This is a genomic window from Rhizobium sp. LC145, assembly GCF_001005825.1.
In the GTDB taxonomy this organism is placed as follows: domain Bacteria; phylum Pseudomonadota; class Alphaproteobacteria; order Rhizobiales; family Rhizobiaceae; genus Neorhizobium.
The window spans coordinates 688,178-713,480 of the sequence record NZ_LBHV01000002.1 but is presented as its reverse complement, the minus strand read 5'-3'; the positions used below and the strand labels follow the sequence as shown (position 1 = coordinate 713,480).

Genomic DNA, 25,303 nt, shown 5'->3' with positions numbered 1-25,303 from the left:
GACCGTCCTGCCTTGAGGAGGAAGAGCTTATGGACGTGAATACCGGAATGAAACTACTGCGACGGATTTCGACGGCTGCCGCCTTGCTGGCGCTGACGGCGGGTACTGCCCTCGCGCAGGACTACAAGGAAGCGCCGATCCTTGCCCAGGAGGTCGCAGCCGGCAAGCTGCCGCCGGTGACCGAACGGCTGCCAAAGGAGCCGCTAGTCGTCAAACCCTTCGAAAGCGTCGGACAGTATGGCGGAACCTGGCGTCTGACTATGGCTTCGGCGAGCGACATTTCCTCGTTGGTGCGCACGATCGGCTACGAGAACTTCACCCGCTGGGAAACATGGCAGCCCGGCATGGAGCAGAAGGATATCGTTCCCGGCGTCGTCATGAACGTCGCCAAGTCGGTCGACATCAATACCGACGGTACGGAATATACCTTCAAGCTACGGGAAGGCATGAAATGGTCGGATGGCCAGCCCTATACGGCCGACGACGTGATGTTCTGGTACGAGGACGTTTATTCCAATACCGAGGTCATGCCGACAAAACCGACCTGGTCCGTACGCGGTGGCAAGCCGCTCGTCGTCGAGAAGATTGACGACTACACGGTGAAGTTCAAATTCGCCGCGCCGAATGGCTTGCTTCTGCAGGCGCTCGCAACGCCGGCGAACGATCCTGAACCGAACGTGCCGACAGCCTATCCGAAGCACTATCTCGAGAAGTTCCACGCCAAATACAACGAGAATGCCGATGCCGAGGCGAAGGCCTCCGGCGGTCAGAACTGGGTGTCGAACTTCAATGCCAAGGCAGATGCCTGGCGCAACCCCGACCTGCCGCGGCTCAATCCCTGGATCGTGTCCAGCGGCATCGGCCAGGGCAATGGCAGCCAGGTCGTGGCAAAACGCAATCCCTACTATTTCAAGGTTGATACGGAGGGCAATCAGCTGCCTTACATGGATCAGTCGACGATCGACATCATCTCTGATCCGCAGGTAACGCTGCTCAAGGCGGCTAACGGCGACTTCGACATGGTCGACAGTTATATCGGTTTCGTCACCACGCCGGAGAACAAGGGAACCTTCTTCGATAACCAGGAGCGCGGCAACTACGACTTCTACGAGGTTCTGCCGAACCGCGCCAACCTGATGATCGTGTCGCTCAACCTGACGAACAAGAACCCGGTCAAGCGTGAGATCTTCGGCAACAGGGTTTTCCGTGAGGCCCTATCGACAGCGATCAACCGAGACGAGATCATCGAGGTGGTCTGGCTCGGCCAGGGTCTGCCGTACCAGACCGTCGAACGTCCCGAGTCACCTCTTTTCGACGAGGAAATGGCGACACAGTTTACCAAGTTCGATCCTGTCCTGGCCAACAAGATGCTCGACGAAGCCGGCTTCGCCAAGAAGGACGGCAACGGCATCCGGCTCGGTCCGGACGGCAAGCCGATCCAGTTCACCATCGACATTTCCGTGCTGCGCCAGCCGTGGATCGATACCGCCGAGCTCATCAAGAAATATTGGCGCAATGTCGGTATCGACCTCCTGATCAACACGACCGACACGACGGCGCTTAACCAGCGTGTCGAATCCAATGATCACGATGCGGCGGTCTGGTCCGCCTCGGGCGGCGCCGATACGCTGTTCGATCCGAAATATTTCCTGCCGTCCTCCTGGGCATCCTTCTACGCTACGGCTTGGGGCCAGTGGTATGCCAAGGACAGCAATGCCGAGGAGCCGCCGGAGGTCGTCAAGAAGCAAATGGCACTCTACGACGAGCTCTTCGCCACCGTCGACGTCGGCAAGCGTCTCGACCTGATGAAACAGGTGATGCAGATCGCCAAGGAACAGTTCTACACGATCGGCATCATGCAACCGACAACGGATTACGGCATCATCAACAAACAACTGCGCAACGTGCCGAAGACGCTGCTCGCCAGCACCGAATACACGCATCCCGGCGCCGCCAATCCCGAGCAGTTCTACTTCGCGCAAAAATAGCGCGCGAAGATTGGCGCCCGCTCTTGATGAGGGCGGGGGCCATCGGCCTGCAGCCGGCATCAACTTCGGAGAGTTTCATGGCAGCCTTCATCGCACGCCGCGTTCTGTACATGCTGGTTACTTTGTTTGCGATCTCGGTGATGACCTTCATCATCATCCAGCTCCCGCCGGGGGATTTCGTTACCTCAATGGTCGCCCAGCTGAATCTGCAGGGCACGACCGTCGATGCCGGCGCCATGGCCGTGATGCGCGAGCGCTACGGTCTCGACGACCCGATGTATGTGCAATACTGGAAATGGATGTCCGGCATCTTGCTACGCGGCGATTTCGGCTATTCTCTCGAATGGCGCCGCCCGGTCGCCGATCTCCTGTGGAATCGCCTCGGTCTCACGTTCGTGCTGGCGCTCTGCAGCCTGCTCTTCATCTGGGCCGTGTCGCTACCGATCGGCATCTACACGGCGGTACGTCGGAATACGGTGGGCGATTATGTCGCCACCTTCTTTGGCGTCATCGGCCTCGCCATCCCGAATTTCCTCTTCGCGCTTGTACTGATGTATGTCGCCTTCCGCTATTTCGGCGCCGGCATCGGCGGACTTTTCTCGCCGGAATACGAAACGGCGCCCTGGAGTTTGGGCAAGGTCGCCGATCTTCTTATGCACCTGATCATTCCCACCATCGTGCTCGGGCTTCATGGTACGGCGGCGCTGATCAGGCTTCTGCGCGCCAACCTGCTCGACGAGCTGAACAAGCCCTATGTCGTCACCGCTCGCGCCTACGGACTTTCCGAACGCAGGCTGCTCCTGAAGTATCCCGTTCGCATAGCGCTCAATCCTTTCGTCTCGACGGTCGGCTGGGTGTTGCCGACCCTGGTCTCGGGTGCAACGATCACTGCGGTTGTGCTCAACTTGCCGATGACAGGTCCGCTCCTGCTGCAGGCTTTGATTTCGCAGGATATGTACCTCGCCGGCAGTTTCATCATGATGCTGAGCGCACTCACGGTGATTGGAACGCTTCTTTCGGACCTGTTGCTCGCCTGGCTCGACCCCCGCATCCGCTATACCTGAGGCAAGCTCAAATCTCGCCAATTTCTGTAATATCTTGGAAGCGGTATTTTGAGTTGTCTATTCCAACCTCCGCCTCTTAGGTGGTGAATGAACCTATTGGGCTATGTTTCCGTGGTCTAAAGAATCGAGTTCGACAGACGTTGCCAAGTTCGATTAAATCAAGGGCATATGGAGGCTCGAATGGCGACGATGAATATATCTTTGCCGAACCCAATGAAGGATTGGGTCGAGGCGCAAGTGAGGACCGGGCGATATTCTAATGCTAGTGACTACGTTCGCGATCTGATCGCGAGGGATCAGGCGCGCAGTGATAAGACTACCACCACGCAACACTTCGTCGAGGAGGGTTTCGGAAGTGGTGTTGGCAGTCGGTCGAAGGACGAACTCTTTGCTGCCGCGGTCGCACGCGCGGCAGCAAATAACGCGCTTTAGCTTTCTGTCGAAGCGGAAGAGAACATCCGCGATCTTGTGTAGGTCTCGCCGGCGGAGATGTTTGGCCCCGGACCTAATGGATCGGGTTGCGTGGCGTGAAGTGTGACCAGGCACCAGCCAGTCGCACGAATGGTGTGTCGCCGCCAGGTAGTGTTTGGTCGTCGGCGCTGAATTGTGCCGGTCATTCCTCGATCCAGCCGGCAATGCGGTCGCCGTGGTAACCTTCAGCAATCAGGCGTCTCGAGCCTCACACCATGCCAGGAACTCGAGGCCACCTTCGCGTGAGATCTAGATCTCGCCGGTCCTGATAGAGGATATAAGACCGTCCCCGCTGCAGGTGATTGACAATATCAGGGCTGCCGGTCAGCCATCTTGTTGCTAATCAAACTTGTGGCGATGGTGGACACAGCTTTCAGTTGCTGCTCGACATCAATGTCTTCGAATGCCTCATCCAGTAGTTTGACATACGCGTCGAACCGCTTGAGTTCCAATCCGAAAATGTCACCGTGCGACGCCTCGCCGTAGTGCATGTCACCGAATTCCTGTGCGGCTGCAGCAAGAATGAAATAGCCGGCGGCGCGCTGCGGTTCGGCAAGCGCGGCCTGTCGGGCGGCGGCAGCAGCGGCGTGATAGGCACGAGCGCCATTGCCCTTCGCGCGGATGATGTCGGTAATCCTGCGGAACATGGAAACGTTCGCCTTTCCTGTCTGATTTGACGGTTTCGCCCTGACAGCGGCTTCAGCGAAGTCGACCAGCAAATGGTAGAGGATGTCGGTCGCGATGCCAAAGTCGGCGATCTCCATCGCCTCGTCCGGATTGTGAGAGCCGTTGCGATTGCGGATGAAGATCATCGCGGAGGGAATCCCCGCTTTGGAGAAGACGGCGGCATCATGCCCGCCGCCCGAGGGGATTTGCGTGAACGGATTGCCGACTGCCTGTGATGCTTCGCCGAGCATGCCGATCAGCGTCTCGTCGCAGGGCGCCGGGCTCGTCCACAGTGCCGTGCCGAGATCAAACCGGACTGCACGTTCACGCTCTATGCGGGCGACGTTGGAGAGAACCAGCGCATGCATCGACTCGAGCATCTCGCTGTCCTGGCTGCGGATATCGAGGCTGAACTCGACACTGTCGGGAATCCGCGACAGCGCGTGTTTCTGCTGGTCGGTCGAGACCATGCCGCTGGTGACGACAAGGTCGCGCCCCTTAGCGACGAAATCGTGCCAGGCGGCATCGAGCACATTCAAAAGCTCTACCATTGCCAGCACCGGGTCGTGTCGGTAGGCGAGGGGAACGGCGCCCGAATGGCCGGCTTCGCCATGGCAGGCTATCTTCCTATAGCGGAAATTGCCGCGGATGCCGGAGACGATCGCCGCCGGCAGCTGGCGCTCGACGAGGACTGGGCCCTGTTCGATATGCACTTCGAGATAGGCGCTGACGCTTGCTCCGTCGAGAAGCGGCTTGCCGGCCCGGATCGGCGCCATATCGATGCCAATCGCTTCCATATGTACGTCGAGGCTGCGGCCATCCACCCGATGCTGTGCGGCAAGTTCATCGGCCGAAAGAGCACCGAGTAGTGCCTTGGAGCCGATATAGCAGGGGCCGAACCAGGCGCTTTCCTCGCCGCGCATGGCTATGACTTTTACCGGCTCAGGGAAGTGAACGCTTTGCCGCCGTGCGCGCGCAAGGCAGAGAAGGCCGGAGAGGATACCGGCCAGCCCGTCGAAATTGCCGCCGCGCGGCACGCTGTCGACATGCGAGCCGATCAGCACATAGCGCTCGGCCGTCCGGTGTTCCGGCAGCGAAAAGACGACGTTGCGGCCGGCATCCCATTCCGCCACCAGGCCTTCCGAGTGGGCAAAATCGATCAGGAACTCCAGCGTTTTCGTTTCGATTGCGGAAAAGGCCGGTCGGCTGACGCCTTCGACATCTGCGGTACAGGCTGCGATCTCCGCAAACAGGCGTGCGGCCTCGCCGGTCAGGTCGTAGGTCTCAGTCGTCTTCAGAACGGCAACGGACATCAGGTATACTCCGCAAGGGTGGTCGTTTCGCCGCTGAGCCTCGCCGTGCCGATCAATGCCTCGACGGAGGCAAGCCCACGGGCGGCAAGCGTTGCGTCCAGCTCGCCGACAAGGCGCGGCATGGTGTTGGGGCTGATGAATGTGGCGGTGCCCACCTGCACGGCGCGTGCGCCGGCCATCAGGTATTCGATGACGTCATCGATGGTGGAAATGCCGCCGCAGCCGATCACCGGAATGGCAACGGCCTTTGCGCATTGATAGGTCATGCGCAGTGTGATCGGCTTCAGCGCAGGGCCGGAGAGCCCGCCCATGACGTTTCCGAGGCGGATTTCGCCGCTGCGGCTGTCGATTGCCATGGCGAGCATCGTGTTCGCCGTCACCAGCGCGTCGGCGCCTGCCGTTTCTGAGGCCTGCGCCACTTCCACAACTTCCCCGGTATTGGGGGACAGCTTTGCCCAGATCGGCACGTCTGTGGCGGAGCGAATTTTCCTGATGACGTCCTCGGTCGAGCCGGGTCGCATGGCAAAAGCCTTCCCGTGATCCTCGATATTCGGGCAGGAAATGTTGACCTCGATTGCCGCCACGCCTGGCACGCTCACCTCTTCGGCAAAGCGGGCAAAGTCGTCCGCCGTGCTGGCCGAGATGCTGATGACCAGCGGCGCATCGTAATCGGCATAGAAGGGGATGGTGTTCTTTACGAACCAGCCGGCGCCCTTGCTGGGAATGCCGATCGAATTCAGCATCGCGCCATTGAGTTCGCAGACGCGCGGGACCGGATTGCCGGAGCGCCTTTCGCGGGTGATCGTCTTCGTCACATGCGCGCCGAGGCAATCGAGGTCGAAGACGTCGGCGAGTTCCTCTGAAAATGTGCCGGACGCTGGCATGATCGGGTTCTTCAGGGTCAGCGCGCCGACCCGGGTGGAAAGGTCGGCCATCACATTGCCTCCTGCAGATCGAAGACCGGGCCCTCGCGGCAGACGCGCAGGTTGACCGCGCCATCGGCGCGCCGGAAGGGCCACACGCAGGCATGGCACATGCCAATGCCGCAGGCCATGTGCTGTTCCAGCGCCACCTGTCCGCCAATTCCGTGGCGGCTGCCGATATCCTGCAGCATGCGCGTCAGGCGGGCCGAGCCGCACGTGAAGAAGGCGTCGATGCCGCGGCTTGCGATCAATCCCTCGATCAGACCCGTCAGGCTCTCGACACCGGAATTGCCCTCTGCATCGGTGACGGTGATGACCTCCGCGCCATAGTGGCGAAAAAGTTCGGTCGACATGAGAAGCTCTGGGGACCGGGCGCTGCAGATCACCGTCAGCGACCGACCGAGGCTCGCGCATTCCCTGGCCAGTGGCGCAAGCGTTGCCAGCCCGACGCCACGGGCAAGAAGCAGTGGGCGCTGCCATTCCGGTTTGATTTCGAAAGCCTGTCCGATTGGCCCGACGATATTCAGCGTGTCGCCTGTTTCCAACTCGGCCATCGCGCTGGTGCCGGCGCCTGCAACCTTGTAGAGAAAGGCAAGCTCGCCCTTTTCGCGATCATAGGAATAGATGCTCATCGGCCGGCGGAAATAGGGCTGGAAGCGATCCGTCTGCGGGCACAGAAGATGGAAAAATTGGCCCGGTCGGCAATCAAGTACCGTGTCGGGCGCGGCAAGCACTATCAGGCGGTACTGGCCGTTGACCCAGTCATGGCTTTTGATGCGTGCCTCAACCTCATGGATGGAGCGCTGGCGCCCCAAAGTGAGGGGGGCGGATGTGGTATCGGGAACGACACAGGGACTGGCTGGCATGAGAGTTTCCGGAAGAGAGAAATGAAAAAAGCGATCCCCGCAGCGGTTTGGCCGCCAGGCGAGGCTCATGTCGGTCTTGGAAAAGGGCTGGCGACGACTAACGCGTGTCCGTCATCGCATGCGGCCGGTTGCTGAAAGTCAGCGTCGGGCGAAAGGGCGATCGGACGTCATAGGGCTCTCCCTGCGTTCAAAAACAGAGCCTATTTTGAAAATATGGATACTGTCAAGATTATTCTCAAAAATGAGAATTTTCGCCGCCAGCAACATCTTCATTGCGAATTGTCGCGGTTTTGTTTAGGGATTCGAAGATTTATCGTCAGCCAACAGGGGAAGAGCCTTGGACTTTGTAAGTTCCACTGAGGATGTTGGGCGTCGTCTCCGCGCTTTCCGTATGGGCGCGGGGCTCACCCCGGAAGAGCTGGCAATTAAGGCTGGCGTCTCGCGCGCGGCCATTTACCGCTACGAATCCGGCAAGCCGCCGAAGGTCGATACGCTCGGCAAGATCGCCGATCTCTTAGGCGTCTCGCTGCCGACGCTGCTCGGCGTCGGGGTGGAATATATCGCGTCGGCCATCAGCTTCTTCGAGCGCATGCGGCAGATGGAAGAGGATGTCGATCAGATCACTGTCATGTTCGGGCCGATCTCCTACCTGCTCACCACCGATCGCTACGATGAACTGCTGCCGAAGATCCTTGACGAGAGCATCCCGCAGGATGTCAGAGACCGCGCGGTGGCCATTCGCGAAATCGGCGCGTTGATTGAAATCCTCAAGACGCGCAAGGAAACCTTTCGCCGTCGCAGTCCTAGTATCGTCAGCCTCGTTTCGGCTGCCGAGCTCGAAGACTTCGGCCGCGTCGGCTTCGTCGGTGCCCATAATCCGCCCGGTGTCGATCTGATGGAGCGGCAGGCGGCGGCACATGAAGAAATCCGCAATATCGTCCGCATGCTGCGCGAGCAGCCGATCGGCGTGCAGATCGGCGTCGTGATCGATTCCATGCCGGGTGCGAGTTTTCAGGTGTTCAAGCGGGCCGACCGTGCGCAGGTCGCCGTCAGTCCCTTCCGGCTCGGCTCGTTCGCCAATATCCGCGTCGGCGTCGCCACCATCACCGCGGCGGCCGAAGCCGTACAGCTTTACGGCAGCGTGACCGACCAACTCTGGCGCCGCAGCCTCAAGGGCGATCAGGCGGCGGACTTCATCGAAGAGAACGTTTTACACCGTGGGGCTGGCCGATCCTCACATTAGAATTTCAGTTGTATTCTTTTTTGACACAAATCTCAACTTTGAGAATTCGGTTGCGTGGGCGGATATTTTGTGAAAGCTTGCGGCCTTCCCGGGGAGACTGGTGGTGCGAGAGGCGGAGCCTTCAAGACCGCGTTGCATTCCCGTTTCTTACGTACGGAGTTTTTGGGTGGCACAGTCTGAGCGGATGATCGATATTGCGGGTGTTCACAAGACATTCGTCGCTGACCACGGAACGGTAACGGCATTGGAGCCGGTGACCATCACCATCAAGGAAGGCGAATTCATATCGATCGTCGGTCCGTCTGGCTGTGGCAAGTCGACACTTCTGCGACTCATTTCCGGTCTCGACCATGCCAGCGGCGGCACGATCACGCTCGATACCGCCGGCCGCAAGCGCCCCGTCGGCTTCGTCTTTCAGGAGCCGGTGCTCCTGCCGTGGAAGACGGTCCTCGAAAACGTTCGCTTCCCGCTCGATACCGCCGGCGTATCCCGCGCCGAGGCCGATAGGACTGCTCTCGACCTGATCAAAATGGTCGGCCTTGCCGGCTTCGAAAAGGCCTTGCCGCGCCAGCTTTCCGGCGGTATGCGCCAGCGCGCGGCCATCGCCCGCTCGCTGTCGGACGATCCGCCGATCCTGCTAATGGACGAGCCCTTCTCTGCCGTCGACCTTCTGACCCGCGACACACTCAACGACGAACTGCTGCGTATCTGGCAGTCGACCGGCAAGACGATCCTGCTCGTCACCCATAGCGTCGAGGAGGCAGCCTATCTTGCAGACCGCGTCATGGTGATGACCGCACGCCCCGGCAAGCTGAAATGCGTTCACGACGTCGATCTTGCCCGTCCGCGCGGCGAGGAAACCAAGCTCGATATGGCCTATCACGCACTCGTTGCCCAGCTTCGCCGCGATCTGCGTACGTCGGGCGGTTCCGATGAGGGGACGCACTGATGATCAAGCGCGTCACCGCTTGGATCGATTATGCGCTGGCGCTTGCCGTGCTTCTCGGCGCCTGGTGGTTCGCCACCGGTCCGATGGCGATGCCGACTTATCTTCTGCCGTCGCCGGCGCGCACCTGGAATGCGCTTGCGGGCATTGCCATGAGCGGCGAGCTCTGGCTGCATCTCGGCTTCACCATGCAGAACATCGTGCTGGGCCTGATTTTCGGCCTTGTTGCCGGCATCGCGCTCGCCTATGTGATGACGCGCTTTCCGAAACTTGCCATCTGGCTCGACGGGCCCCTCGTCATCCTGCAGACCGCACCGAAGATCGCGCTGGCGCCACTTTTCGTCGTTTGGTTCGGCTTCGGCATCCTGTCGAAGATCATCCTGATCTTTTCGTTGGTGTTCTTTCCGGTCTTCATCGGCGCGGTGGCCGGCTTCCGCACGCTCGATCCCAAGATGAAGGATCTTTCAAAGCTTCTCGGCTTGGGCAATATCCAGCGCTTCCGCCAGATCGAGCTGCCGTCCGCCATGCCTGAAATCTTCGTCGGCCTGAAGATCGGTGCTGTTCAGGCGCTGGTCGGCGCGGTTCTGGCCGAATGGATGGCCGGCAAGCTCGGCCTCGGCTACCTGATGACCTTTGCCGGTGCGACCTACAAGACGCCGCTTCTATTTGCCGCCGTCCTGCTGACGGCCGTGCTCGGTCTCCTCATGCATGTCGTCCTGACCCTGCTGGAAAACCGGCTTCTCTCGTGGAAGGGAGCCAAGCGGTGACGAGCGCAGCGTTCCCCTGGAAGAACGGCCGTCCACCACATCTGCCTTGTGGTCCGGGCGATATCGCCGAGAACGTCCTGACGCCCGGCGATCCCGATCGCGTGAGCCTGCTTGCCGATATGCTAGAGGATGTGACGGATTTCGGCCGCAAGCGCGAATTCGCGATCATCACCGGCACGTACGAAGGACAGCGGCTGACGATCTGCTCCACCGGCATTGGTGGACCATCGACCGAGATAGCGCTGGTCGAGCTTGCTATGCTCGGCGCAAAGCGCGTTGTTCGCATCGGCGGCATGTCGGCGCTGGTGGCGGGCTATGCGACTGGATCGTTCGTCGCCGTCGACCGCGCCATCGGCGATACCGGTACGGCGCGTACCTATCGCGCAGCCGGCGGCGGCGCAAAGGCTTCGCCTGCGATCGTGGCAGGACTAGTCAATGCTGCGGCCGATCTCGGGCTTACCTGCCGTACAGGTATGGTCGCCTCCACGGACAGCTATTATTTCGGCCAGGATCGCCGTTATCGTCCGCTCGATGACGGCCGGGATCTGGCCGCCGGGTTCATCGGCCGTTTCCAGGCTCAGGGCGCGATCGGCGTGGAGATGGAAAGCGAGATCATCATGACGGTCGGGAGCGCCATCGGGCTCGAAACCGGCTGCTTGCTTGGAATTCACGGAAATCGCGCCACGGATGAGTGGCTCGACGATTACGACGCCACCCAACGAAATCTCCTGCGCATTGCAGGACGTGCCTTCTCGAAACAATGAACAATCAGGGGATCAAAACAATGTTCAAGTTCCGCGTTTCCACGGCAGCAAGCCTTGCCGCTCTGCTGATGTCGCCGTTCTACGCCATGACTGCCGAAGCAGCCGACAAGGTGATCCTGCAGATCGACGGCGCCGCCGCGCCGTTCTACGCGCCGCTTTATGCCGGCGTCGAACAGGGCATTTTTGAAAAGAACGGCATCGAGGTCGAATTCATCTATGCCGCAGCCGCCGACATCCTGACCAACATTGCCGCCGGCAATGTCGATTTCGGTTTCCCGAACGGTGACGCCGTGGTTGCCGCAGCCGCTAACGGGCTGCCGGTGAAGGTGGTTCACACGACCTACCAGCGTGGGATCGGCGCGCTGTTGGCCAAGGAATCGAGCGGCATCAAGACCTATGCCGACCTGAAGGGCAAGAAGGTCGCCGTTACCAGCCTGGCTAGCCCGAATTATCTCCAACTACAGGTTGGCTTGCAGCAGGCGGGCCTGACGATCGACGACGTCAATGTCGAAGTCGTTGCCACCGGTGCGATCATCCAGTCCCTGCAGGCCGATCAGGTCGATGCGATCGTCTTCTCCGAATTGCGCAAGTACAACCTCGAGGCCGACGGCACGAAGGTCACGATGATCCTGTCGAACGACTTTCTGCCGTCCTTCGGCAATGTCGTCGTCACCAGCGAGGCCAAGCTTGCGGAAGACGCCGACGTCGTCAAGCGCTTCACCACCGCCATAACCCAGTCCTATGAGTGGGTTATCGACGGCCACGTGTCCGAAGCGTTGGACATCGCGCTCGAGAATTATGCTCCGACCTGGCCGAAGGACCAGAAGTCGATCCTCACCACCGCCTTCGAGCAGACTTTCGTACCCTCCGTTTGGCAGAGTGCTTTGACCAGGGAGAAGGGCCTCGGTGCTGCGGATATCGCCGGTTGGCAGAAGAATGCCGATATTCTGGCGCAGTACAAGGTGATCGACGCCGCGCCGCAGGCTGCGGACTTCGTCGTCGACCCGTCCACGATAGGTCAATAAATCATGATCTTGCGTGGCATAGCGGGTCTGATCGCGACCTTCGTCCTTTGGACGGCGATCGTCTTCATCTTCGACGTCCCGGCATATCTCTTGCCGGGCCCCATTGAAGTGTTCGACCGCGTCGTTTTCCTGTTCAAGAACGCCGATCTTACACAGCATGTCTGGGTGACCTTGTCGGAGATCATCGCGGGCTTCGCGTCCGGGACCATCGCCGGTATTGTCGCCGGTGTTGTCTTCGCGCGCTTCCCCCGCATCGAACGCTTTGCCACGCCGCTCATCCTGCTTCTGCAGACTGCCCCGAAGATCGCGATTGCACCGCTTCTGCTTCTGTGGCTCGGCATTGGGCCGATGCCGAAGATCGTACTGATCGCAATCGTTACCTTCTTCCCGGTTATGGCCGGTATGGTGACGGGCCTGCGCTACGGCGAGGGCAGTTTCCGCGACCTTGCAGCAGTACTGAAGCTCAGCTCATGGCAGCGCTTCGCCCATATCGAACTGCCGTCCGCGCTACCTTCGGTGCTCGCCGGCATGGCAGTTGCCACAACGCTTGCCATGACCGCCGCTGTCATCGGCGAACTGATCGGCGCCAACCAAGGCATTGGCTATCTTCTGTCTTCGGGTCAGGAAAACAGCGATACTTCGGTTGTCATCGGCATGGTCATCCTGCTGTCATTGATCGGCTGGGCTTTCTACGAGGTCATCGAGTTGATCCGCCGGCGTTCGCTCGGCCGGTTTCAGCTTTCGTGAGATAGGTCATGGCACGCGTCTTCCTGTGCGTTCTCGATTCCGTCGGCTGCGGCGGCGCACCCGATGCCTCTCACTATGGCGATGAGGGGGCGAATACTCTCTTGCACATCGCGCAAGCTTGCGCCGAAGGTCGCGCCGAGACCGGCAGAAGCGGACCGCTCAAGGTGCCTCACATGGATGCGCTTGGCCTGGGCGCGGCGATCACTCTTGCGTCGGGTATGGTTGCACCGGGTCTCTCGGCCGTTGCCTCCGGTCGTTATGGCGCGGCTCAGGAAATCTCTGCTGGCAAGGACACCCAGTCCGGCCATTGGGAGCTTGCGGGCGCTCCGGTGGAACGTGACTGGCATTATTTTCCGCGCACCGTTCCGGCTTTCCCGGCCAAACCGATGGCGGAACTGGTTTCACGGGCTGGTCTTTCCGGCACGCTTGCCAACAATCACGCCTCCGGCACGGAGATCATCGATGCTTTCGGTCTGGAGCATATCGCGACCGGCAAGCCGATCGTCTATACGTCGGCCGACAGCGTCGTACAGATCGCTGCGCACGAGACCCATTACGGGCTCGACCGGCTACTGGACACCTGCCGCATCGCCGCCGAGATCTTTCATCCGTTGAACGTCGGGCGCATCATCGCCCGGCCTTTTGTCGGTGAGGCACCGGGCGGGTTCACCCGCACCGCCAACCGCAAGGATTTCGCCATTTCGCCCCCGGACGGGACGATCTGCGACCGGGTTGTCGAAGCTGGCGGAGCGGTCCATGCCGTGGGAAAGATCGGCGATATCTTCGCGATGAAGAGCATTACCGACGTTTCCAAGGGCAAGGACGATATGGCACTTTTTGACCATGTTCTTGACTGGACCCAAAAAGCCGCCGCGGGCGATCTCGTCTTTGCGAATTTCATCGAATTCGACAGCTTGTGGGGCCACCGCCGCAACGTTTCCGGATATGCTCGCGCGCTCGAAACTTTTGACGCCCGCCTGCCGGAGCTGACGAGGCGGCTGCGTGAGGGAGACCTGTTGATCATCACCGCCGATCACGGCAACGACCCGACTTGGGCGGGAACCGATCACACCCGCGAGCGTGTACCTGTGCTGGCAACCGGTCCAGGAATAATTGGACAATCGCTAGGCATTATTCCCTTTGCCGCGATCGCGCACTTGACCGCCTCACATCTTGGGTTGCAGGTACAAACCTCATTCTAGTGAGGAAAGAGGCGTTAGCTTGTCACCGACCCTGATCCCATCAAGACCTCAGGTGTGTGTTGCAGCCCGACATGCTCATTCTTTTGACTTCATCCAAGTCATAAAACGGTCAATTCCTGACTGCGCACACTCGATGTCCTGCGCGGGTGTACCCGAGCTTACCCCGATTGCGCCAACTACCTCGCCATCGACCACAACAGGCAGGCCGCCGCCAACTACGAGGAGCCGACCGCCGATCGCAGAGTTGATCCCGTAGGCAGGGCTTCCGGGCTGACTGGCTGTCCCGTAGCTCTCAGTTGTCCGCTTGGCGCCGGCCGCAGTATAGGCCTTGTCCTGGGCAATAATCGAACTGGTGATCTTACCGCCATCCATCCGCTCGAAGGCAATCAACTGACCGGATTCATCCGAGATTGCGATGCACATCGGCACGCCGATTTCGACGGCTTTGGCGCTGGCGCCTTCAATCAGGATACGGGCGTCGGCAAGACTGAGCCGCTTAATCGTCAACATGGTGGAACTCCTGCTGCTATTACCGCTGGGTGGTGGAAAGGCGCTGGGCATTAGGCCCCGGGGTAAGAATGCCCTGTTCGATCGCGATGGCGATCAGCGTCTCGCAGAGTTGGCCGAGACTCTCGGATGCAAGGGCGATCGGCGCCGTCCGATGTTCGACGTCGATGGAGGTCACGCCATTGGTATTCCAGGTGCCGCCCTCGGTGAGGAAATTATGGAGCGTAGGCTGCAGCCGGTCCATGGCATTGGCGAAGCGAGATTCTTTCGTCGCCTTCAACTCGAATTCATCCCAGAGCTCCCGAAACTCCTTTGCCTGCCCCTCGGGCAGAATCGCAAATATCCGGTCGGCGGCCTTGATCTCCCGCTCGGCTTGGCTGACCTGGGCAACATGGTCATAGGCGAAGGTGTCGCCGGCATCGATCTCAACAACGTCATGGATGAGCAGCATCTTGATGACACGCAGGAGATCGACGGGTTCTCGCGAATGCTCTGACAGTACCATAGCCATCAAGGCCAGTTGCCACGTATGTTCTGCATCGTTTTCGACGCGGGAGCGGTCGAGGAGTGAGGTTCTTCGCAAGACGGTCTTCAGCTTCTCCACTTCAAGAATGAAAGTTAGTTGCTGCATCAGGCGTTTGTTGCCAAACAGGCTTTCGAGACGGGCTGCAGTGGTATGTTCCAGCATGTCAGGCCTCCCTGGCCTTCTGGAGCAGAAGGGTTCTGGGGATCATCACATGCACACCCTTCTTGATGTTGACGACTTGAGTGATGCGGACATCGGCAGCCATGCTGCAGAGGCTGTAGGCTTGCGCCGATGTTATCGCGCACCGGTGGACGATCATCCGGATCGCGGCACGTAAAGCGGCCTGCATCGCCTGCTGCAGATCCTCATCGAAAGCCATGGCAATCAGGTGATCGGGCGTTTCCGCATAGGGTATTGAGAATGTCGCGTTCTTGATGAGGTCGAACCTGAACGTGCCGCTCAGTCCGGTCTCCACGGCGGTCAAGCAGACTTCGCCATCACCTTGCGACGCATGCCCGTCGCCGGCGGAAAACAAGGCGCCTTCGACGGAGACGGGTAGATAGAGCACGGAGCCGGCAGTCAGTTCCCGGTTATCCATGTTGCCACCGAAGTAACCCGGAATGATTGATGTCAGAGGGCCGTCTTCGGTGCGTGGCGCCGTCGCCATGACCCCGAAAAAGGGCCGAGCCGGCAGGACCATGCCCCAGGGTGTGTCAATTGTTCCGGCTTCACGGTCGATGCCCAGATGCACAATCTGGTCTTCGGTGAAATCGTCCGGCAGCGCGCCCTTGCCTGGCCTGATGATATTGAAGCCCCAATCGTCGCGCAGCTGTATGTCGAGGATCTCGACGCGCAGCATGTCGCCAGGCTCCGCTCCACGAACATGGACGGGACCTGTCAGGATATGAGGGCCCGGCGACGGAACCTGGGTCTCATGGATCGCCCGCAGTTCCGGCCTCACCGAATACGCTGGATCGTTGGAGATCTCTCCAGGCGCGCCGCTGACACTGTGAATCGTCACCGTGTCTCCCTGCTCGATCTCGAGAACTGCTGGCAGGCTGGCATCGAGGCTGCCCCAATGCACGGTTCTGGGTGTGGGGAAGACGTCGTGATGAGGCATACCGATCAGGCTAGTTCGAAGCGGATGGGCTGGGCACCTTCCCAGAGTGTCATATTGCCGAGTGCCTTCAGGTTGTCGAGCCCTGAGGTCAGGGTGATGAAGTGATTGCCGGCCAGTTGCCCCATCTTGGAGGAGAAGTCGACGCCGCCATATGCAAGCAGTATTTCCGTCTCGCTGATACCGCCCGGGTAAAGGATGATGTGGCCGGGGGCCGGATGGCTCGTGTGGTTCTCATAGGTGACTTCGAAGTCTTCGTCGCCGAGCGGGACCCAGACGCCTTCACCGCTCCAACGGACGTGAACGATCTTGCTTTCGTACGGGAGGCGCTTGAGGAAGGAAGCGCAGGTCTTCGGCGCATCCTGAGTTTCCAGTCGGGCATCGAAGGTGAAGGGGTCGGCGGTGATCTTGAGCTTTGTCATGACGGTTCCTGTGAATGTGGCCTCTCTCGACGAGAGGGATACTGCGAGAGTGGGTTTAAAGAGATCAGCCGTTGGAGACGAAATCGTCGCTGCGCACTGCCCAGCCGGTCACGCGGGCTTCGATGGCGGAGAATACGATGTAGAGGGTGACGCCGAGGCCGGCGAGAATGAACAGTCCGGCAAAGACGAGCGGCACGTCGAAACTGGAGCTCGCAATCATCATCAGGTTGCCGATGCCCCGGTTCGAGGCGACTGTTTCGGCAATGACCGTGCCGACGAAGGCGAGGGTCGCGGCGACCTTAAGCGATGCGAAGAAATAAGGCATCGTCCGCGGCAGGCCGATATTCCAGAGGATCTCGAGCTTCGTGGCCTTCAGCGTTCGCATGACATCCTGTAGTTCGGGCTCCGTCGAAGCAAGCCCTGTTGCGACGTTGACCACGATCGGGAAGACACACATGACCATCGCCGTGAGAATGGCCGGTACCGTTCCAGCGCCAAACCAGAGCACGAGAATCGGCACGATGGCGACCTTGGGGATCGAGGAAAAGCCGACCAACATTGGATAGGCGACGTCATAGGCAAGCCTCGAGGAGCCGATCAACATGCCGAGAAGGACACCGATCAAGATGCCGAGCCCCAGCCCGACCAAAGTCGTATAAATGGTCTGGAACGCGTGCGGCCAGATCGCGGGAAACTGCGAGACCAGCGTGTAGACCGCTTGCGTCGGCCTTGGCAGAACCATATCCGAAACGCCGAATGCAAGGCAGATGGCTTCCCAGGCAACGAAGGAGCCGAGAATGCAGCAGGCGGAGAGAACGCGGCGTCTGGTGTCCGGCTTCATGGCTGTTGCTCCTTGACGGCTCGGACCGCGACGATGCGCTCGCGGAGCCTCTGCGTGAGGGAAACGAAATCGGGTTCGAAGGACACATCGATTGTACGTGGCCGGGCGAAAGGCACGGTACTGTCTTCTATGATGCGTCCCGGCCGCGCCTGCATGACGCAAATACGCGAGGCAAGGTAGGCTGCCTCCTTGAGGTCATGGGTCACCAGGAGAACTGTCGGCTTCTTCTCGATCCAGAGATTCTGCATGATTTCCCAGAGTTCCTCGCGGGTAAACTGATCGAGCGCGCCGAATGGTTCATCAAGCAGGAGCAGGGTCGGATCGTGGATCAGTGCGCGGCATAGGGAGGCGCGCTGCTGCATGCCGCCTGAGAGCTGCCAGGGGAATTTTTCACCGAAACCGGACAGCCCGACCTTGGCGAGAAGCGCCTCAGCGCGTTCCCGGTACTCGCCCTTCTTTTTCTTCGCATAGCCATGCTTGAAGGGCGGAACGATCTTCAGCGGCATCATCACGTTGTCGCGGATGTTGAGCCACGGCAGCAGGGTCGGATTCTGGAACGCCATGCCGATCCGCACCTCGTTGGCACCGATCTCTCGCCCGGTGACGAAGATGTGGCCTTCGGACGGCGAGAGCGTGCCGGCTACGAGCTTCAGGATCGTCGACTTGCCGCAGCCGGATGGCCCGACCAAGGCGACGAACTCCCCCTTCTCAATCCGCAGCGACGTCTCCGCCAGGGCCACCGTTTTGTTCTTTTCGCCCCCAAAGGTGACGTTTACTCGTTCCAGATCGATCACAGGATTACGGGGCGCGACCCCAGTCGCGAGAGCTTGGTTCATGGCGATCAACCCTTCCGGGGAGCAGTGACGGCTGCCATTGTCTGGTCGGCGTTACGGATGTCGGGTGTCGGCATTTGCTGGATCGCATGAACCGAACGGCCCCAGCCCTTCGCTTCGTTCTGCAGCGTACGGTGCTTCATCGCGAAGCGGCCCCGCACGATGGTATGGACCGGCAGTGCGGTGGCCTTCATGCCGTGCCATGGCGAGATTTTGGCCGTCGATTGGGTCTTGGCATCGTCGATCGTCCACTCGCGATTGGTATCGACGATGGCAAGATCTGCGTCGGAGCCGACCATCAGCGCGCCCTTGGTCGGGTACAGACCCCAGCACTTTGCTGGCCTTTCTGCACTCCAGCGAACGTAGTCTGACAGGCTCGCCTGCCGGCGGGCAACCTCGGTCAACATCAGCGGCATCTGTGTTTCGACACCGGGGAAGCCGCAATCGACGGTCCAGATATCTTCACGCGTTTTCTCTTCGACGGAATGGGGAGCATGGTCGGTGGCGATCATGTCGATCGTGCCGCCGACGAGCGCCTGCCAGATAGGGCCTTGGTTCTCGATCTCGCGCACCGGCGGGTTGACGCGGATGACGCCGCTCTTTTCCTCGTAATCGTTGGTCGAGAGAAGCAGATATTGGGGGCAGGTCTCGCCGGTGATGTCGACACCCCGGGCCTTGGCCTCCGCCAAAGGCCGAAGTTCAGCCGCTGACGAGATGTGCAGGATATGGATGCGGGCTCCGGTCCATTCCGCAAGCGTTGCCGCGCGTTCTACGGCTTCGGTGGCGACGATTGCTGGGCGGGCGGCGAGGTGTGCAAGCGGGTCGGTGCGGCCCATGGCGCGCAGACGCGCCTCACGGCGTTCCATGATCGAGTTTGTTTCGGCATGCAGTGAGATGCGTTTGCCGGTCGGGGCCACGATCTCGAAAAGTTCGAGCATGGCACCGGTCGTCGGAGACGGAATGCGGCCGAACGTATTGCCCATGTAGCATTTGAAGCCGATGATGCCGCCTTCGATCAACGCTGCGATATTGGGTAGACTGTCTTCGCCGAGCACGGCGTAGAGGCCGTAATCAACATGGGCCTTGGCGGCGGCAAGCGCATGTTTCTCTGCCAAGGACCTGGCATCGGCGACCGCGGGCAGGGTGTTCGGCATGTCGAAGACGGTGGTCACACCGCCGAAAGCGGCTGCCGCCGTGCCGCTGGCAAAATCTTCCTTCTGCGGATAGCCGGGATCGCGGAAATGAACATGCACGTCGATTGCGCCGGGCAAAATATGGAGGCCTGTTGCATCCAGGCTCTCTTTCGCCTCGGGCATGGCTTCTTCATCGCCGATCGCGAGGATCTTGCCGCCTTTGATGGCGATGCTGGCCTGATATTGCGTATCCGGGGTGACGATCGTCCCGCCGTTGACGACGAGGTCCGCGATGATCTGGCTGGTCATGTTGAAATCTCCTTAAAGGGCAGCCCATCCGCCATCGACGGGCAGATCGACGCCGGTGATTTGGCGCGAGACGTCGCTGGCGAGGAACAGGCAGGCACTAGCGACGTCCTCATCGACGGTGATGCGCTTCAGCGCGTAGTCTTCCGCGTGGCGGATGGCGGCCTCTTCCTCGGAAATGCCGAGCTTAAGGGCCATGGTCCTGCAGACCTTGTCACGGAAACGCGGCCCATCGACCATGCCTGGGGCAACGCAGTTGACGTTGATATTGTGCTGTCCGACTTCCAGCGCAAAGCTCTTGGTGATGCCGCGCAGGCCCCATTTGGAGGCAGAGTAGGCGAGACGTCCCGCGCGCCCCTTCATCCCGAAGGTGCCGCCGACATTGACGATCTTGCCATATCGGTTCTCGATCATCGCCGGCAGGACCGAGCGGATCGTGTGGAAGCAGCCGTTCATGTTAAGTGTGACGATCTCGTCGAATTCCTCCGGCGTGGTTTCGACACCGGTCTTGCCCATGGGACCGGAGCCGCCGGCAACATTGACCAGCACGTCGATGCGGCCGAAGGTTTCAACCGTCTTGCTGGCAGCTGCGTCGCATTGTGCGGCATCCGTCAGATCGCAACCAATGACGACAGCTGAGCAATCTTTGGACTGAGCCTCTTCGGCCACCGGTTCCATGGCCGCCGTATCACGGCCGACAAGCGCGAGCTTGCAGCCTTCCTTAGCGAAGGCAACGGTGATGGCGGCGCCCATGCCCTTTGCCGGGCCGGTGATGAATACGACCTTATCCTTCAGCATCAAGTCCATGATGTTGTTCCGTTCATATCGTCTGGGGGAGGGGGAACGGCGCGTTACGCGCCGTTTCTTATTTGACTGAGGTCAGGAGCTCGCTCTTGGCCGGCAGAAAGCTGCGGTCGAACACTTCGTTGACCGATGGCGTGCGCGGCAGGCCGTTTGCCTGGACGAGGATGTCGATGGACTTTGCAAGGCGTGCTTCATCGACATCGCCAAGGCCGATCGTGGCGACTTCGGGATGCGCCATTTCGTCGGCCAGCGTTGCGTCGAAACGTTCGCGCTCCACGTCGGTCTTGATCAGCGGTTCGCGCGCCTTTACCGCCGCGACGGCCGCATCGGGGTCCTTGATGGCGTCCTTGATGCTCTTGTTGAGCGCGCGCAGAAATCCCTTCACGGCTTCCGGGTTTTCCTTCACAAAGCTCTTGGCGACGATGATGGCGTTGGAATAAAGATCCATCCCGTAGTCGCCGTAGTTGATAAGGCGGATTTCCTTGTCCGGATCGACACCGATCAGCTTAGCGCTGAAGCGGATGGTGTTGACGTAACCGAATACACCATCGACTTGGCCCTTCATCAGCATTTGCTCGCGCAAGTTCGGCTGCATGTTGGTTACTTCGACCTTCGAGCAATCGGTCTTGGAAATCGAGCACAGAGCAGGGAAGAGCTTGAGTGCGCCATCATTGGCAGCGCCACCAAATGTGTGCCCGGGGAAATCACTCGGCGACTTGATCGGGCTGTCGGCCTTGACTGCGATGGTGAAGGGGGGCTGATTGTACATCATGAAGATGCCGACTGGCGCATCTTCAGGCTTCTTGGCGGCAAGTTCGATGAGGGCATTGATATCCCCGAAACCCATGTCATAGGCGCCGTTGGCAACGAGTGGAACCGCTGCGCCGGAACCGTTGCCTTGGTCCATGGTAACGCTTAAGCCTTCTTCCTTGAAGTAACCCTTGTCCTCGGCGAGGAACAGCAGGCCCTGCGGGCCCTGGTATTTCCAATTGAGGACAAGCTTGATGTCGGTCTCGGCCTGCGCAGCAGGGGCTGCGCTGAGCGGTGCAAAAGCCGCCATCGCGGCCAGTATTGTTCTGCGGGCGCGCGTCTTCATCTGGTGATCAGCCATTTTTTGTTCCCTTGTCTGGTCGGTGGAGGCCGCCGTTCACGACGGCTCATTCGTTTATGTTGCAATGCGAGAGTACACGGTCCAGTGTGTATCTCAACCGCAATTATCGTTCATTAGCGGTGCCAAAAAGGCCTCACTGGGAGTATGCGATGCGTCACCTGAAATTGCTGCAGCAGGTTTCTGAAATTGCCAAAGCAGGCTCGATCCGGCAGGCTGCGGAGCGGATGAACATCACGGCTTCGGCGATGAACCGCAAGATTCAGGATCTCGAATCCGAGATAGGGACTCCAATTTTCGAAAGACGTGCGCGAGGCGTGAAGCTGACCACTGCCGGCGAGATGTTCGTTCGCTATGCCAGGAGCCAGATCGCCGATGCCGAGCGCCTCAGCTCACAGGTGGAGGATTTGCGCGGACTACGGCGTGGTCCGGTCAAGATCGCCTGCAGCCAGGCCCTGGCGCTTGATTTTCTGCCCTCTCAGATCGGCGACTTCCGAAAAGATAACCCACGCCTCGTCTTTGATCTTAAGGTGATGGATCATGGCGCCGCGATCGCAGCGCTCATCGAGTACGACGTCGATCTCGCTCTCGTTTATCGTGCCGTCATGCGGCCTGCCGTTCGCATCCTCACCTCGGTTCCGCAAAGGCTGGTCGCGATCATGCGGGACGATCACCCTTTGGCTGCAAAACAGATGCTGCGGCTGTCGGACTGCGTCGGCTATCCGCTCGCACTGCCCGATCAAAGTCTCGGAGGCAGGCAAGTTCTGGATGAAGTCATCGCCCGCCGCGATTTTCGTTTCGATATCATGGCTGAATCCAATTCGTTCGAGATGTTGAGAGGGCTAGCCCTTCGTGGAAACATGATCTCGTTCCAGATCGAAGCTGGAGCGCCGCGCGAGGATTTCGGGATGGGGATCATCGGCCGCGCCATCGACGAGCGCGACATACCCCGCTCGGACCTTGTACTCTGTCAGCTTCGAGGGCGGGTTCTTCCGATCGCTGCAGCCAGCTTCGCGGACAGGCTGATCAGGGCAATGAAGTAGGAACGGGAACCTGCGTGACGAACCGGTCTTTCGCTCCGCGGCCAGCGGACACCCTTAGCAGCAGCCTCGGTAATGTTCACCGATCAATGGCTCAAGCGCCGAAAAGGCCTCCCGGACATGCCGCGTCGAACTCATCGCCACCCGATATTGCTGGCGAAGAGTGTTCTCTGCGGCATCCAGGTTGAAGCCGACAACCTGTCCATCGCGAACAATCGTCCGCCCGCCATTGATGACCTCGATGATGTGCTCCTGTGTGGCGCGGGCGAAGAGATAGTGGCGCGGATCGACGTCTGTAACGCGGTCTTTATCGAGCCTGTCGAGATCGAGCAGGAGTAGATCGGCAGGCATGCCGACCTCGATCCGTCCTCCGGTGCCAAGGCCAATAATTTCCCGACCGGTCGCGCAGGCTGCGGCCAACGCGTCGGCGGGCGTTATCTGCTCGTCAAAGGCAATTCCGGCGTTGAGCAGACGGAACAGGCGCAGCTCCCGCAGGGCGTCGTCATCCTCGTCGAAGGCACATCCGTCCAAACCCAGTCCAAACCGCAAGCCAGAAGCCTTCATTCGCCCGACGCCTGCGATGCCCGACCGCAGGTGCAAATTCGACGATGGATTGACGGCGACCGTCACTCCGTGTTGCGCCAGGACAGCTAGCTCCATCGGCCTCGCCCAAACGCAGTGAGCAAGTGTGAGGCGTGGGGACAAAAGGCCGATTTCGCGCAAACGCTCGACGATGCCCCCAGGATAGGTGCGGTCGGCCCATTTCCGCTGTTCGCGGGTTTCCAGGAAGTGCATGTGCACCCGACGCCCGGTCTCCGCCGATGCATTAGCGATTGCTTGCAGGAGGCGATCGGAGCACCATTGGACGCCGTTAGGACCGAATTGCACATCCACGTGGGAGTGGCTTTGCATTTCCGCCGCTACATCGGCGACACGCTGGACCTGATCCTCCGGCGACATGGTTTCGGCCCGCCAGATATCGTCTATCCGAAATCGGTCCGCCAGTTTCGCAGCGATCGCCGAATGACTGCCGTAGACGATCGGGTTGCGGTCCCGCATGGCGACCGCAAAGCCGATCGATAGGCCTGCGTCAGATGCGGCGCGCGCATAGTGGTGTACCTCTTTCGTCAAAGGCTCGCGCCCCATGGGACGGATAAGATGCACCATAACACCGACGCAGCCGCCCCGAGCGGATCGACCGAATGAGGCGGCCGCAGCAAGGTACGGATCTACGGACGGGATACCGGCGAGGGAGGGCAGCCAGGATTCGAGTGGCTTCATACCCCCCCCGAACGACGTCGGCGACAGAGGCCTTGCATGATTATGCCCGTCGACCAGAGCCGGGATTGCTAGAAGCCTCGGTACCGTGTCCTCCTGAGATACGGGCCGGATTTCGCGAACATGTCCCGCTTCGATCCGAAGCTTAACAGGTCCTGTCGGCTCGTAATCGGGGCCGATCAAGGCTTGCGAAACTATGATTTGCCGGTCGGTCATGATCATCCCGGTATCGGTGGTGACGGCCTCGGACGGCTCCGAGGCCTCCAAAGGGTTAGTTAAGGGTTCGTTCTGCGACAGGTGGCAGGTATTCGGCTGAGAATACCCGTTCCGGCGCCACCTCACCTTGGAGCTCATAGGCTGCCTTGATGGTCTCGATCGACCGGGCAAGACGGGGAATATCCATGCCGCCCAATCCCACCTTGCCGGTCTCTTCTGAGACGATCAGGTTCTTGATAGCGAACTCGATCCGGCGCTTTTCCAACGCTTCGTCGACGAGCGGCTCAATCGCCTTGACCGTGGCAGCACCGAGCGCCGGATCACCGACGATCTCCACCATGGCGCGATTGACCGCTTTTACCAACCCCCGAACGGCTTCCGGGTGCTCGTTTATCAATTTGCGGGAAACCATGAGGCCATTCGAGTAGATGTCCACACCGCAGTCGCCATAGTTGTACCAGGTGAAGTCCTCATCGGGATCCAGGCCGAGGCCGACAAGATTGAGATAGCTGGTGACGTTGAAGACCAGGCTCGCATCTACATTCCCCCGGATCAGCATCTGCTCCTGGAGGTTTGGTGCGACATTGACGATCTCCACGCTTGCCGGATCAATGCCGGCTTTGGATGTGAGCGCGGGGAAGAGGCGGCCTGCAGCCGAACCAGCCGGGCTGCCGACCTTCAAGCCGGCGAGCTGCTGGAGGTCACTGACAGGCCCATCCTTTTTGACCAGCACGGAAAAAGGTGGCTGGTTGTAGATCTGGTAGACCATGACGGGTGCTTCGTCGGGCTTTGACAATGCGTTCTGGATAATGGCATTCATGTCGCCGAAGCCGGCATCATAGGCGCCTGACATGATGCGGGTGACCGTTACCGCCGAGCCTTCGCCTTGATCGATCTGAACATCCAGTCCCTCCTCGGCGAAATAGCCCTTGTCTCTGGCCATGTAGAACCACGAGTGGATGCCCTGGATTTTCCAGTCGAGCGTCAGCTTGATCGGTAGATCTGTGGCCTGTGCCTGCGAGGCAAACATAAGTACGGGTATAACCAGCGATCGGATGAGTTTTCTCATTTCTGTTCCCATTCTGAAGGTCTTGTCTTCCTCAACATCGTCGCAAGGCGTGCATGACTTCGCCGAGGCCGATCATGCGGGCGGAAGTCGCCTATCCGATCTGTGGCTTGCCAATGGT

At 60.0% G+C, this 25,303-nt stretch carries 25 protein-coding genes; 11 read left to right on the top strand and 14 right to left on the bottom strand.

The annotated features are described in order from the left end of the window. Nucleotides 1–29 precede the first annotated feature (29 nt). The 3 genes from YH62_RS08005 to YH62_RS07995 all read left to right on the top strand — a co-directional run bounded on the left by YH62_RS08005 (nt 30) and on the right by YH62_RS07995 (nt 3,484). Complete coding sequence (locus YH62_RS08005; RefSeq protein WP_046793614.1) at nt 30–1,988, top strand: ABC transporter substrate-binding protein; 1,959 nt, start codon at nt 30–32, stop codon at nt 1,986–1,988. Nucleotides 1,989–2,065: 77 nt separating this feature from the next. Next, nucleotides 2,066–3,052: an ABC transporter permease gene (locus YH62_RS08000; RefSeq protein ID WP_046793613.1), complete on the top strand. Its 987-nt coding sequence runs from the start codon at nt 2,066–2,068 to the stop codon at nt 3,050–3,052. Nucleotides 3,053–3,232: 180 nt separating this feature from the next. Beyond that, nucleotides 3,233–3,484, top strand: coding sequence for a type II toxin-antitoxin system ParD family antitoxin (locus YH62_RS07995; protein WP_046793612.1), 252 nt, complete (start codon nt 3,233–3,235; stop codon nt 3,482–3,484). Nucleotides 3,485–3,834: 350 nt separating this feature from the next. Here YH62_RS07995 and YH62_RS07990 read toward each other — a convergent pair whose 3' ends face one another. Genes YH62_RS07990 through YH62_RS07980 form a run of 3 tightly spaced genes read right to left on the bottom strand, consistent with a single transcriptional unit; the run spans nt 3,835 to nt 7,291 of the window. After that, nucleotides 3,835–5,502 carry a hydantoinase/carbamoylase family amidase gene (locus YH62_RS07990; protein ID WP_046793611.1) on the bottom strand — a complete coding sequence of 556 codons (1,668 nt, stop codon included), beginning with the start codon at nt 5,500–5,502 and terminating at the stop codon, nt 3,835–3,837. Continuing rightward, nucleotides 5,502–6,437, bottom strand: coding sequence for a dihydroorotate dehydrogenase (locus YH62_RS07985; protein WP_046793610.1), 936 nt, complete (start codon nt 6,435–6,437; stop codon nt 5,502–5,504). Before YH62_RS07985 ends, YH62_RS07990 begins: the two co-directional genes overlap by 1 nt. After that, complete coding sequence (locus YH62_RS07980; protein ID WP_245282057.1) at nt 6,437–7,291, bottom strand: dihydroorotate dehydrogenase electron transfer subunit; 855 nt, start codon at nt 7,289–7,291, stop codon at nt 6,437–6,439. Before YH62_RS07980 ends, YH62_RS07985 begins: the two co-directional genes overlap by 1 nt. 337 nt (nt 7,292–7,628) lie before the next feature. On the opposite strand from YH62_RS07980, the gene YH62_RS07975 reads away from it, so the two are divergent. From YH62_RS07975 to YH62_RS07945, 7 genes are all read left to right on the top strand, one after another. Then, on the top strand, nt 7,629–8,534 hold the full coding sequence (locus tag YH62_RS07975) for a helix-turn-helix transcriptional regulator (RefSeq protein ID WP_046793608.1): 906 nt from the start codon (nt 7,629–7,631) through the stop codon (nt 8,532–8,534). A 166-nt stretch (nt 8,535–8,700) separates the two neighbouring features. Continuing rightward, complete coding sequence (locus YH62_RS07970) at nt 8,701–9,483, top strand: ABC transporter ATP-binding protein (protein WP_137326660.1); 783 nt, start codon at nt 8,701–8,703, stop codon at nt 9,481–9,483. Continuing rightward, nucleotides 9,483–10,247, top strand: coding sequence for an ABC transporter permease (locus YH62_RS07965; protein WP_046793606.1), 765 nt, complete (start codon nt 9,483–9,485; stop codon nt 10,245–10,247). The genes YH62_RS07970 and YH62_RS07965 overlap by 1 nt, the downstream gene beginning before the upstream one ends. Continuing rightward, on the top strand, nt 10,244–11,011 hold the full coding sequence (locus tag YH62_RS07960; RefSeq protein ID WP_052760364.1) for a nucleoside phosphorylase: 768 nt from the start codon (nt 10,244–10,246) through the stop codon (nt 11,009–11,011). The genes YH62_RS07965 and YH62_RS07960 overlap by 4 nt, the downstream gene beginning before the upstream one ends. Nucleotides 11,012–11,031: 20 nt before the next feature. Further along, the gene (locus YH62_RS07955; protein ID WP_052760374.1) at nt 11,032–12,036 is read left to right on the top strand and encodes an ABC transporter substrate-binding protein; all 1,005 of its coding nucleotides are present in this window, start codon (nt 11,032–11,034) and stop codon (nt 12,034–12,036) included. A gap of 3 nt (nt 12,037–12,039) precedes the next feature. After that, nucleotides 12,040–12,783 carry an ABC transporter permease gene (locus YH62_RS07950; RefSeq protein ID WP_046793604.1) on the top strand — a complete coding sequence of 248 codons (744 nt, stop codon included), beginning with the start codon at nt 12,040–12,042 and terminating at the stop codon, nt 12,781–12,783. Between the two features lie 8 nt (nt 12,784–12,791). Further along, on the top strand, nt 12,792–13,985 hold the full coding sequence (locus YH62_RS07945; RefSeq protein ID WP_046793603.1) for a phosphopentomutase: 1,194 nt from the start codon (nt 12,792–12,794) through the stop codon (nt 13,983–13,985). 75 nt (nt 13,986–14,060) lie between these two features. Here YH62_RS07945 and YH62_RS07940 read toward each other — a convergent pair whose 3' ends face one another. The 9 genes from YH62_RS07940 to YH62_RS07900 all read right to left on the bottom strand — a co-directional run bounded on the left by YH62_RS07940 (nt 14,061) and on the right by YH62_RS07900 (nt 21,585). Next, entirely contained in the window at nt 14,061–14,495 is a 435-nt protein-coding gene (locus YH62_RS07940) for a heme-binding protein (RefSeq protein WP_046793602.1), read from the bottom strand. Nucleotides 14,496–14,514: 19 nt separating this feature from the next. Beyond that, on the bottom strand, nt 14,515–15,180 hold the full coding sequence (locus tag YH62_RS07935; protein ID WP_046793601.1) for an HD domain-containing protein: 666 nt from the start codon (nt 15,178–15,180) through the stop codon (nt 14,515–14,517). Between the two features lies 1 nt (nt 15,181). Then, complete coding sequence (locus tag YH62_RS07930; protein ID WP_046793600.1) at nt 15,182–16,138, bottom strand: acetamidase/formamidase family protein; 957 nt, start codon at nt 16,136–16,138, stop codon at nt 15,182–15,184. Between the two features lie 5 nt (nt 16,139–16,143). Then, the gene (locus tag YH62_RS07925) at nt 16,144–16,557 is read right to left on the bottom strand and encodes a DUF3830 family protein (RefSeq protein WP_046793599.1); all 414 of its coding nucleotides are present in this window, start codon (nt 16,555–16,557) and stop codon (nt 16,144–16,146) included. 64 nt (nt 16,558–16,621) lie between these two features. Then, the gene (locus YH62_RS07920; protein WP_046793598.1) at nt 16,622–17,398 is read right to left on the bottom strand and encodes an ABC transporter permease; all 777 of its coding nucleotides are present in this window, start codon (nt 17,396–17,398) and stop codon (nt 16,622–16,624) included. Further along, nucleotides 17,395–18,234 (bottom strand): ABC transporter ATP-binding protein, encoded by an 840-nt coding sequence (locus YH62_RS07915; RefSeq protein ID WP_046793597.1) that lies wholly within the window; start codon nt 18,232–18,234, stop codon nt 17,395–17,397. The genes YH62_RS07920 and YH62_RS07915 overlap by 4 nt, the downstream gene beginning before the upstream one ends. Before the next feature lie 5 nt (nt 18,235–18,239). Next, nucleotides 18,240–19,673, bottom strand: a complete 1,434-nt coding sequence (locus YH62_RS07910; RefSeq protein WP_046793596.1) for a dihydroorotase family protein — start codon at nt 19,671–19,673, stop codon at nt 18,240–18,242. Nucleotides 19,674–19,685: 12 nt separating this feature from the next. Continuing rightward, nucleotides 19,686–20,477: an SDR family NAD(P)-dependent oxidoreductase gene (locus YH62_RS07905; RefSeq protein WP_046793595.1), complete on the bottom strand. Its 792-nt coding sequence runs from the start codon at nt 20,475–20,477 to the stop codon at nt 19,686–19,688. 58 nt (nt 20,478–20,535) lie between these two features. Further along, nucleotides 20,536–21,585: an ABC transporter substrate-binding protein gene (locus tag YH62_RS07900; RefSeq protein ID WP_245282056.1), complete on the bottom strand. Its 1,050-nt coding sequence runs from the start codon at nt 21,583–21,585 to the stop codon at nt 20,536–20,538. Here YH62_RS07900 and YH62_RS07895 point away from each other — a divergent pair. Next, nucleotides 21,546–22,625 carry a LysR substrate-binding domain-containing protein gene (locus YH62_RS07895; protein WP_137326659.1) on the top strand — a complete coding sequence of 360 codons (1,080 nt, stop codon included), beginning with the start codon at nt 21,546–21,548 and terminating at the stop codon, nt 22,623–22,625. The genes YH62_RS07900 and YH62_RS07895 overlap by 40 nt on opposite strands. A gap of 54 nt (nt 22,626–22,679) precedes the next feature. Here the strand turns inward: YH62_RS07895 and YH62_RS07890 are convergent, their stop codons facing one another. Then, complete coding sequence (locus YH62_RS07890; protein WP_082118287.1) at nt 22,680–24,254, bottom strand: amidohydrolase family protein; 1,575 nt, start codon at nt 24,252–24,254, stop codon at nt 22,680–22,682. Then, complete coding sequence (locus YH62_RS07885; RefSeq protein WP_046793593.1) at nt 24,172–25,185, bottom strand: ABC transporter substrate-binding protein; 1,014 nt, start codon at nt 25,183–25,185, stop codon at nt 24,172–24,174. The genes YH62_RS07890 and YH62_RS07885 overlap by 83 nt, the downstream gene beginning before the upstream one ends. Between the last annotated feature and the right edge of the window lie 118 nt (nt 25,186–25,303).